Raw genomic sequence first — 10,545 nt, 5'->3', positions numbered from 1 at the left:
CATATTCCCTTGAAGCTGAAACAAATAATTTTTATCAATTATATTTATTATACATAGAACTAGTTACAACAATAATTTATACACATAAATTACCAGATAAATCTAATTTTCAAAATAAAATTATTTGTTTTTACTTTAGTAGAAGTTACAGTCAGTGTAAAAAAGCCATCCAAGACTATAAAAAGAACTATCCAAATACTGATGGCGTCTTTTTAGATTTGTATCTTGCTAAATGTGAATTAAATTTAAATAATAATCGAAAATTTGAAAAGTTAATATCTCATGTAATTAAACAAAAATTCGAGTTAATAGGACATAGGCGTATTTATGATGAAATACTAAATATTGAGATTATTAAAAAATTACTAAAAAAATATTATTCTGATGAAGAAATTCAAAAATTAAAAGATACTTTAAAAAAATAAAAAATTAAAAAACAAAATTTTGAAAATCAAAATAAAAAATTATATAAATATTTTAATAATAAAGAATATTCATTTAATGAATAATATACAAAAATCAAAAAAAATGTAGCGGAACTTAAAGAGTTAAAAGAGAAATTTGAGGCAAAAAAGTAAAATCATTATCGATAATATAGTATACTACTATAAAGGAGTACATCATGCAAACACTCGGTATCAAATCACTCCAAACCAACCCTGCCCTCCTCACCCGTTCTCTCGAATCGGGAGAATATTCGCTTATCACCAAACGAGGAGAACCCATCGGTATCGCAGTGGGATTTAGCTCTAAAATCATCGATGAGGGATTACACCGATTTTTAGCACTCAAAGCGTATGAAAACGGCGATCTGAGTCTCGGTGAACTCGCCGCATCCATCGGGCAAACTCGTTCAGAAACATTAGCCACCCTCGGAAAACTTGGAATCGTAACCGCCGATTATTCACTCGATGATGAACTCGCTTCACTGGATCGTTTGGGGCTATGAAAGCCATCGTCAGTGATGCGACCGCGCTAATAATTCTCGCGAAACTATCGCGTACCGAACTGCTAAAATCGCTATTTACCTCTGTCATCATTCCACATCATGTAAAAGAGGAGATACTCCAAAAAAACGATTATGATTGCTCGGTATGGGACGATTCCTTTTTCATCGTCTATAGTGTTAATGATACTTCACTCCTCTCATCACTCGAACTTTTTTTGGACAAAGGGGAGAGTGAAGCGATCACCCTTGCAAAAGAGCTTTCACTTCCCTTGCTTATCGATGAGAAAAAAGGGAGAAAGATTGCCCAGACCATGCACATCGACGTCATCGGATTAGTAGGAATTGTCGTAGCTCTATATCGACGCAATATAATCAATTCAAAAGAAGCCATCACCATTATCGACGAAGCGCAACTCATCGGTTTTCGTCTCTCAGATAAACTCTATCATGATTTTATCCGTCTTATAAAAGAAAAGAGAGCTTTACTTGAGCGAGTTTCAAAAGCTCAATGTAGCGATCCTATAGAATAATATGACCTACGCTCACCCTTTTCCCCCTATCCTCGATCATAATACCCGCATCCTCTTTTTGGGCAGTTTTCCCAGTATCGCGTCGTTCGAGCAAGCCTTTTACTACGCCCATCCCCGCAACGCCTTTTGGTCGATACTCGAAGCGATTTTTGATGTCCGTTTAGCAACCAATAAGGCGAAAAAAGCATTTTGTCTTGAACAAGGGATCGGGTTGTGGGATGTCATTGGAAGTTGTGAGCGAAGCAATTCGAGCGATACGAATCTGAAAAACTGCATCCCTAATGATTTTGAAAAACTGTTACGTGAGTATCCCAACATTCAAGCCCTCGCCTTTACGGGGAAAAAAAGCCATGATTTGTTTATGAAGTTTTTTAAAGATTTGAAGATTGAGAAAGTGCTTCTCCCCTCCACCTCACCCGCTCATGCGGCAATGACGTTCGAGGAGAAAAAAGAGAGTTATGAAAATTTTATTAAAAAGTATTTAACTCTCTAATACCTGCTCAAAAATATTTTTTGCAGTCTTCCAACGATCCCCTTTTGCATTCATCATCACGATAACGCAATCTTTCCCATCTTTTTTTGCCCGTGCAATGAGACATTGTCCAGCTCTGACCGTATAGCCCGTTTTGACCCCGACGGCATACTGGTAGCGATTGAGAAGCCGATTATGGGTATAGGCGTAGAATTCACGGTTTTTATTCAAAGCGCGATAGCGATATTCATTCATTTTACTGATTTCATTGAATTTACGGTTTTTAATCGCGTACTCGGTCATTTTTAGGAGGTCTTTTGGGGTGGAGAAGTGTTGTTTATCATCGTATCCGCAAGGGTTGGTGAAATGGGTATGAGCCATCCCGATCGCTTTGGCTTTCGCGTTCATCATCTCGACAAAACGTTCTTCGCTCCCCCCTACAGTAATCGCTATCGCTTTAGCCGCATCGTTATCGGATTTGATCATTGCCGCTTTGAGCATATCTTCCAAACGAATCACATCCCCTCGTCGGTATCCCGCGATTGTGGGTTCCACTTTGGTCATCTCTTTGGTAATCGTAACGGATTCACCTAACTTACCCCGCTCAATCGCCAACATAACCGTCATCACTTTGGTGAGACTGGCGGGTTGTACCTCTTTGAACGGCTCCTTGGCGTAAAGAGTCTGTTTCGCAGAAATATCTTTTACAATAAGTGCTTCTACTTCAAGTTTATTGAGTTCATTTTTATCGATCTGAGCCAAAAGTGTAATAGTAGTTCCCAGTAACAGAGTGCAGAGTCGTTTAATCATTGCTATTCCTTAAAATAAATGTTCGTTTAACCTCCAAAAGCAAAGAGTATGCCATCTATGGTAAAATTCGTCAAAAATGGAGAATCAAATGCGCCGAATTCGAGGGTTTTTTCTGCTGCTGTTTATCAGTGCCACCCTCATTAGTGCCCTCCATGAAGTGATACATGATCATCATCATGAGCTAGAAAACCATATAGAAGAAGATTGCCCTCTCTATCTTATGGTTCACACTCCTGTGGTACTCAATGATACGATATCAATCCATCTCATCGATACCATTTTCCTAACCTATGCTTCTAATGAATCTGCACGTATTGCCATTGATTTCATCCCATCCAACAGCCGTTCACCTCCTCTTTCTTAAGCTTTTTTCACTAACCAAAGCATTTTTGTAATTTAACACTTAGGATATTTCTATGAAAAAAACTCTCTCTATCGTTGCATGTGCAGTAATTTGTACTTTTGCATCGGCAAACGATCTACAACTAAACAAAATTACCGTAGATAGTACACCCCCCCTCATCCAACATAAAGGTTCACTCAAAGATTTGGTTGAAAAAACTGAAACAGTTGATAAAAAAGAGCTAGATATAACTCATTCTTCCACACTTTCTGAAGTTATCGAAAAACAAACAGGGATCAGTGTCACGACAGGCTGTTCGATCTGCGGTCTCAAACGAGTTCAAATGAATGGACTAAAAGGGGAACATACAACGGTATTAATCGATGGTATCCCTTTCAATTCAACGGTATCTAGCTTTTATGGCATGGATGCCATCGGTACTTCGGATATCGAAAGTATCGAAGTAGCACGAGGTGCAGGAATGTCTCTCACTGCCCCCGAAGCGATCGGAGGAATAATCAATATTATCCCTCGTAAACCGCGAACTATCGGTATTGAAGTAGATCTCTCCATGGGGACATTGGGAACCAAAAATTATTCTATCCTCGGTGAAGCGATGAGTACGGATCAAAAAACTGGTGTTCTTATTTCCGCATCGTACCACGATCAAAATCAAGTGGATAATGATCACAATGGTGTTAGTGAATCCCCAAGCCTTAAAAATCAGACACTATCAATAATGTTGACACACGAGTTCTCAACTATCGATTCCGTAGAGCTAAAAGTAAGTCATTTTACGTCAAATTCATTCGGCGGTCCTATGGTTTCAGAGAGTTCTGCGATTGCAAGCTATGATCCCGCAAATAACGATCCATTATTCACAAATGGTAATATCAACAATCCGCTTACTAGCAATGCGATGTCAGTACTAGAACGTATCAATACAACCCGCGATGAAATCTACCTCAAACAGCATCATACTCTCAACGGTACCATGAACCTTCAAACAACGCTAGCTTACGCTGAACAAAAACAAGATTCGCTTTATGAAGGATCCGATTATCTTAATATCGATAAAACCTATTTCGGCGATCTAAAAATCGATCATGCCCTCAACAATAACCACTTCCTGACCTATGGAGCCGATGCCAAAATCGAAACAGCACGCTCACAATCGGTAGCATTTTTTGATGTTGCTGGTAGAGACAAAGATGATTTTGATTACACTGCTTTAGGAGTATATGCCCAAGATGCATGGATGATCGATGATAAAAATGAACTAACTGTCGCTGTGCGTGGAGCGAAAATCACCACTGACTGGCGTGCCAAGAAAGCTCAAGGTAATGAGATCGATGAAACCATGCTCATACCGCGTTTACTTTGGCGGCACAACCACACAAATAATTTGACTTCACGCCTCAGTGCCGGTATGGGGTATCGTTCTCCATTAACCTTTTTTGAATCAGAACATGGTTTGCTTGATAACGGATTTGATATGGCCATTACCGAACTCGAAAAATCAAAAGGGGCAAGTTATGCGCTCTCTTATGATGCCAATAGACTGAGTATTACAACATCTGCTGCTTATACACAAGTCAAAAATCTTGCTTACATTGATGATTCCGCTGCAACACCGGTTTTACGCAACTCTCAAGAAACGGTCAGTGTCAAAAATGCCGATATCACTGTCGGTTACGAACTGAGCGAAGGGCTCAATCTCTCGGGAGCCTATGAAATCTATCGTTACGATAATGCATATAAATCCCATCTTTCACTCGCCGCTATCGAGCAGCGGGCACGTTTTAGTGTTGATTACGATATTAACGGATGGGAGCTTTACACGGAAGCCACATGGGTCGGAGAGCGTAATTTAGCTCCATATGGTTATGACAATCGTTATAACGATACTCTTGCATCATCTCCTAAAAAAACAACATCACCAGCCTTTACTACTATCGATTTTAGAATTTCAAAAGCATTAAACAAAAATTTTACACTCTACGCAGGTGCCAAAAATTTATTTGACTATACACAAACCGATACCGAGTCCCCCCTTTTCTTCGACGCAGGCGGTGGATTTGATTCAGCTCATATTTGGGGACCACTTCGAGGGCGAATGGCATATACAGGACTACAAGCAAGCTTTTGAAATATTTTTCGTTACAATAGAGGATGCAAAGTTTATCTACCGCCCATCTTCAAATAGTAAATAAATCTTCCCATACCCTGCTTCGATGCAGCGGGATGTGGACATTACCCCATTTAAATACTATTGCCTATAAATTAGAAACCTTTCAACCTAAATCTTCTGTTATTTGGGATGTATCCCAAGTGAATGAAATTGATTCTGCCGGAATAGCACTATGGCATCTCTATCACCGCGCCTTTGAAAAAGAGGGGATCACCTCCGAACTCATCGGTATCAATGAAAACCACTCAAAACTTTATTCCCTCCTCTACTCCGGTAAAAATGAGATTTTTTCCCCTCCGACTCGTCCCTCATGGCTTTATTCGCTAGGAGAGGAAGCGCACAAAAATCTCAAAGGTATCACTCAGTTCATCGCCTTTTTAGGAGAAGCGTTTGTCTTGCTTTTTTATACACTGCTTCACCCCTCCAAAATCCGTTACCGTTCTATCGTCGCCCATATCTTTACCACGGGAGCCGCTGCCCTCCCGATCATCGCTATCAGTGCCTTTTTAATCGGGGTTGTCATCGCCTATCAAAGCATCGTCCAACTCCAAAAATTCGGAGCCGATATTTTTATTGTCGATACCATCGGGATATCCCTCACCCGTGAGCTTGCCCCTCTCATCACCGCCATCGTCGTCGCAGGACGGAGCGGTTCAGCGTTTACGGCGCAAATCGGTGCGATGAAAATGACCCAAGAGATTGATGCGATGAAAACGATGGGATTTGACCCTTTCACCTTTTTGGTATGGCCTCGTGTAATCGCACTGATGATCGTGATGCCTCTGCTCATCTTTTTTGCTGATATCGTAGGGATATTCGGAGGGATGGTGATCGCTCAGGCTCAATCGAATCTCAGTTTCACTGAATTTATCCACCGTCTCCAAGGTGCATTAGCCCTCAAACACTACATGATCGGGATTATCAAGGGGCCTTTTTTCGCCTTTTTGATTGCGATGGTGAGTACTTTTCGAGGTTTTCAAGTATCCTCCAATACGGAGAGTATCGGCTACTACACGACCAAAAGTGTCGTCAACTCGATTTTCCTCGTTATTGCCTGCGATGCCCTCTTCTCTATCCTCCTTACCGAGCTGAAACTATGAATCGCATCATTATCGAAGCACGTGACATTGTGACCTCTTTTGGAGATACTATTATCCACGATCATGTCAGCTGCACAGTATACGAAAACGAAATCTATGCCCTTTTGGGGGGAAGCGGATCAGGAAAATCTACCCTTCTGAGAGAAATGATTTTACTGCAGCCCTTCCAAAGCGGTAGTCTCAATGTACTCGGATACGACCTCACCTCCATCACCCCCCTCCAAGCGCAAGATCTTCGTCGTCAATGGGGAGTACTCTTTCAATCCGGCGCACTCTACTCTTCACTCAGTGTGGGAGAAAACATCGCCATGCTTTATCGTGAGTACACCAATCTCTCTCCTAAACTGATCGATGAGCTTGTTGCCCTGAAAATCGATCTCGTCGGCTTGCCGCAACACGCACGCTATCTCTTCCCCTCCGAGCTTAGCGGGGGAATGATCAAACGTGCCGCCCTTGCCCGCGCTCTGGCACTCGATCCGAAACTCCTCTTTCTCGATGAACCCACTTCCGGACTCGATCCGCTGAGCTCACGCCAGTTCGATGCACTGATTCAGCAATTACGTGATTTACTAGGGCTTACCATCGTGATGGTTACCCATGATTTGGATACTATACATAACACAATCGATCGCTTTGCACTGCTGGGCGATCATAAAGTTATCGCCGAGGGGAATCTAAGCGAAGTGCTCCAAATCGATCATCCGCTTGTCGATTATTTCTTCCAAAAGGGGTCTCATGGAATCAAAGGTTAACTACACTGCCGTAGGGGTGTTTGTCCTCATTTTCGCCTCATCACTGATTGCTTTTGCGTTCTGGCTCGGCAAATATAACCAAGATGAAGCCTCCTATCATCGCTACCGACTCTATATCACCGAATCGGTTTCAGGTCTAGCACCCGAAGCAGCCGTCAAATTCCACGGTGTCGATGTCGGAAAAGTTGAATCAATCCGTATCAACCCTAAAAATAGTGAAGAGGTAGAGCTCACCCTCAAAATTGAAAAAGAGACCCCGATTAAAACCGATTCGAGTGCCGTTTTGAAATTCTATGGAATCACAGGTCTCGCCTTTATCGAAATTATCGGTGGTTCTAAAGATGCCCCTCTGCTCACCACCAACAGCTATACGTTCAACACCATCCCCTCTTCTCCGTCGATGATTAAACGGCTCGATGAGTCACTCAGCAACGTTGCTTCTAAACTCTCTATCACACTCGATCGTGCCGATCGCCTTTTTAGTGATAAAAATGTCGATAATATCGCTCAATCATTGGAACATTTACGCTCACTTACCGCTCAAATCGATGGGTATCAAGATGAGATCCAAACCCTATTAGATCGTAGTATTGCCCTAGAGACTAATGCCACCGAATCCCTCAGCGCGATGAAAGAGGCTGCAGGGAGCGTAAAAAACACCTCCGGAAACTTCAACACTCTAGTACAAACCAAAATGGCCTCCACCCTCGAATCACTCGCCGCAACCTCCAAAGAGAGCCATACCCTTATCCGCAAACTCGAAGCCTCTATCGATCGAGGAGATTACAATGTCCAATCAATGGTACAACCGACCACTGCCGAGCTAAGTGATCTCGTCCAACGAACACAAACGCTTACCCTAGAGATGGAGAATACTTTGCGAAGTCTGCGTGAGAGTCCCTCTGATCTTTTGTTCAAAAAATCGACCCCTAAACCCGGACCAGGAGAATAATGATGCGCCTTTATACTCTCTTCATCCCCGTGATAGTAATAATCACAGGATGTTCCTCTGTAACCGTTCCCGCTGTCAGTGAATATACTATTTACCCACACTCACAACTAAATCAACCGACAGAAAAATCTTCCTCAAAAATACTCCGCTTGAGTACAACGAAAACCATCCCCTCTTTAGAATCCAAACACTTCACCTATCTCCGCTCTAGCGGTGAAAGCGGCAACTACCTCTACACGAGATGGAGCGATACACCGAGTCAACTGATTGAACGCTCACTGTACCATTCTATCAGTGAAAAAGCACTCTTTAGCGCCATCCTCTCACCCACATCCTCTTCCAATGCAGATGTGGTGTTAGAATCCGATCTACACGCTTTTTATCACCGTTTTGACACACGTCAACCGAGCAAAGGGGTAATCGATATCACCTACCGTCTTATCGATACCAAAAGCAAACTCCCTTTTGCGTCGAAACGTTTTTTAATCACCCAAGATGCTCCGAGCGAAGATGCCCTCGGAGGGGTAAAAGCCCTCACTGAAGCAACCAACAATCTAACTCAACAATGCACAAAGTGGATCGAGGAGAGAACAAAAGAATGAAAAATAATATCGCTATCCTCTGCTCAGGCGGAGATGTTTCAGGGATGAATCCGGCACTCAAACGGTTCGTTGAGTACGCATTTACCCATGGAATGCAACCCTATTTCGTCCATAACGGCTATGAGGGACTCATCGATAACCATATTGCACCCGCCAATTATCACGATGTTGCAGGTATCATAACCCGTGGCGGGACCAAAATCGGTTCATCTCGTTCCATGCGGTTTAAAGAGGCATCCTACCGAGCTATCGCCGCTGAAAATCTCCGATCCCACGGCATCGACAAACTGATCGTACTCGGCGGCGATGGGAGTTTTCGGGGGATGGAGCGATTCTATCATGAGAGCGGAATCGCGTTTTGCGGTATCCCCTCCACGATTGACAATGACATCAACGGAACCGATTATTGTTTGGGAGTCGATACGGCATTAGGGGTGATCAAAGATGCCATCGATCAGATACGCGATACCGCTTCCTCATTTCGGCGGGCATTCGTAATCGAAACGATGGGGAGAAACTGCGGCTATCTAGCTCTCGTCTCTGCCATCACTTCAGGTGCAGAGGTGTGCCTCATCCCTGAAATTTCATTGGACATACACGATTACAAAGGGTGTTTTCAATCCCAAATCGCTAAAGGGCGCGACTATTTCATCGCTGTCGTCTCTGAAGCTCTCAACAGTGCTGAAGTAGCACAATGGTTTGCAGACGAACTTGGATTTGAATCGAGAATATCGGTATTGGGACATATTCAGCGTGGAGGTAACCCGAGCGTATACGATCGGTTGATGGCGTATAAATTTGTCACCTATGCAATCGATGCCTTACTAGAGGGGAAAAGCCACTCGATCATCTGTTATACCCAAAGCCATTTTAACTTTAAAACTATCGATGAGGTGGCACTGCACCCCTACCAATTGGATCAGGAGCTTCTCACCCTTGCACGCGAACAATTTCTTCCATCGCACTGTCAAATGTAGGGTAGCGAAATTCGAATCCTCCCTCTTGTAAAACGCGAGGGTAGACCTCTTTGGATTCGAGCATAACAATAGAACCTTCTCCAAAGACGAGACGTACTAACCACTCAGGGAGATCGAAAAATGTTGGGCGACCTAAAATACGACCCATTGCTTTAGTTTGTTCCATATTGGTGATCGGCTCAGGTGAGGTAAAATTAAGTACACCTCTAATCTCTTTGTGATCGATTAAAAATGCGCAGGCACGAACTAAATCGTCTAAATGGATCCAAGAGATCATTTGGAACCCGTCTCCCATTTTTCCCCCAAGCCCCATTTTAAATGGAGGGAGCATTTTAGCCATAGCTCCGCCACCTCTGCCATACACAACGCCAAAACGCATGGTACACACACGAGTTAACTCAGATTGAGCACGAAATGCCGCATGTTCCCAATCGTGAACCAATCCGGCTAAAAAATTATCTCCATAATAGCGGGAAAACTCATCATGCTGATGATACGCATCGTATATTCCTACCGCAGAGGCATTTAAAAAAGTATGGGGAGGTTCATCACAAAGGGATAAAGCAGCAACAATCTTATCAGTGGTTTCCAAACGGCTTTGGCGCAAAAGTACTTTATAGCTTGTACTCCATCGACCCAATATATTGGCACCGGCTAGATTAATCAGAACATCACACCCATTGAGGCGTTGGGCAATTGATTCAGATGGAAAACCGCTACGGATACTCAACGATATCACTTCATCTCCGCGCTCTTCAAAAAAATGCTTTAGCGCACTTCCGACAAAACCGCTTATACCACATATAGCTATTTTCATGTTCATCCCTTTAAATCGGGTTTATTGTAGCCTAATGAAAACGCACAGAG

Annotated in this window: 13 protein-coding genes; 11 read left to right on the top strand and 2 right to left on the bottom strand. The window is 42.9% G+C overall.

Going from position 1 to position 10,545, the window contains the following annotated elements; all coding sequences use genetic code 11:
• The 4 genes from WA010_RS02845 to WA010_RS02830 all read left to right on the top strand — a co-directional run.
• On the top strand, positions 1–425 hold a 425-nt coding region (locus tag WA010_RS02845; RefSeq protein WP_422555668.1), incomplete at its 5' end, for a hypothetical protein.
• Between the two features lie 197 nt (positions 426–622).
• The gene (locus WA010_RS02840; RefSeq protein WP_422555667.1) at positions 623–949 is read left to right on the top strand and encodes a UPF0175 family protein; all 327 of its coding nucleotides are present in this window, start codon (positions 623–625) and stop codon (positions 947–949) included.
• Entirely contained in the window at positions 946–1,479 is a 534-nt protein-coding gene (locus WA010_RS02835; RefSeq protein WP_422555666.1) for a DUF3368 domain-containing protein, read from the top strand. Before WA010_RS02840 ends, WA010_RS02835 begins: the two co-directional genes overlap by 4 nt.
• A 1-nt stretch (position 1,480) precedes the next feature.
• Positions 1,481–1,972, top strand: coding sequence for a DNA-deoxyinosine glycosylase (locus WA010_RS02830; protein ID WP_422555665.1), 492 nt, complete (start codon positions 1,481–1,483; stop codon positions 1,970–1,972).
• Here WA010_RS02830 and WA010_RS02825 read toward each other — a convergent pair.
• Positions 1,961–2,761 (bottom strand): D-alanyl-D-alanine carboxypeptidase family protein, encoded by an 801-nt coding sequence (locus WA010_RS02825; protein ID WP_422555664.1) that lies wholly within the window; start codon positions 2,759–2,761, stop codon positions 1,961–1,963. The two genes, WA010_RS02830 and WA010_RS02825, sit on opposite strands and share 12 nt — an antisense overlap.
• Before the next feature lie 88 nt (positions 2,762–2,849).
• On the opposite strand from WA010_RS02825, the gene WA010_RS02820 reads away from it, so the two are divergent.
• The 7 genes from WA010_RS02820 to WA010_RS02790 are packed head-to-tail and all read left to right on the top strand — an operon-like array spanning position 2,850 to position 9,678.
• Entirely contained in the window at positions 2,850–3,125 is a 276-nt protein-coding gene (locus WA010_RS02820; RefSeq protein ID WP_422555663.1) for a hypothetical protein, read from the top strand.
• 52 nt (positions 3,126–3,177) lie between these two features.
• Positions 3,178–5,253: a TonB-dependent receptor plug domain-containing protein gene (locus WA010_RS02815; protein ID WP_422555662.1), complete on the top strand. Its 2,076-nt coding sequence runs from the start codon at positions 3,178–3,180 to the stop codon at positions 5,251–5,253.
• A gap of 23 nt (positions 5,254–5,276) precedes the next feature.
• The gene (locus WA010_RS02810) at positions 5,277–6,395 is read left to right on the top strand and encodes an ABC transporter permease (protein ID WP_422555661.1); all 1,119 of its coding nucleotides are present in this window, start codon (positions 5,277–5,279) and stop codon (positions 6,393–6,395) included.
• Positions 6,392–7,147, top strand: a complete 756-nt coding sequence (locus WA010_RS02805; RefSeq protein WP_422555660.1) for an ABC transporter ATP-binding protein — start codon at positions 6,392–6,394, stop codon at positions 7,145–7,147. Before WA010_RS02810 ends, WA010_RS02805 begins: the two co-directional genes overlap by 4 nt.
• Entirely contained in the window at positions 7,131–8,099 is a 969-nt protein-coding gene (locus tag WA010_RS02800) for an MlaD family protein (RefSeq protein ID WP_422555659.1), read from the top strand. The genes WA010_RS02805 and WA010_RS02800 overlap by 17 nt, the downstream gene beginning before the upstream one ends.
• A complete protein-coding gene (locus WA010_RS02795) occupies positions 8,099–8,701 on the top strand; it encodes an ABC-type transport auxiliary lipoprotein family protein (protein WP_422555658.1) in 603 nt (200 codons plus the stop codon). The genes WA010_RS02800 and WA010_RS02795 overlap by 1 nt, the downstream gene beginning before the upstream one ends.
• Positions 8,698–9,678, top strand: a complete 981-nt coding sequence (locus WA010_RS02790) for a 6-phosphofructokinase (protein ID WP_422555657.1) — start codon at positions 8,698–8,700, stop codon at positions 9,676–9,678. Before WA010_RS02795 ends, WA010_RS02790 begins: the two co-directional genes overlap by 4 nt.
• On the opposite strand, the gene WA010_RS02785 is transcribed toward WA010_RS02790, so the two are convergent.
• Positions 9,632–10,495 (bottom strand): TIGR01777 family oxidoreductase, encoded by an 864-nt coding sequence (locus tag WA010_RS02785; RefSeq protein ID WP_422555656.1) that lies wholly within the window; start codon positions 10,493–10,495, stop codon positions 9,632–9,634. The two genes, WA010_RS02790 and WA010_RS02785, sit on opposite strands and share 47 nt — an antisense overlap.
• Positions 10,496–10,545 lie beyond the last annotated feature (50 nt).

Origin of the sequence: Sulfuricurvum sp., assembly GCF_049305995.1 — a bacterium.
GTDB lineage: Bacteria > Campylobacterota > Campylobacteria > Campylobacterales > Sulfurimonadaceae > Sulfuricurvum.
This window is presented reverse-complemented; position numbering and strand designations above follow the sequence as displayed.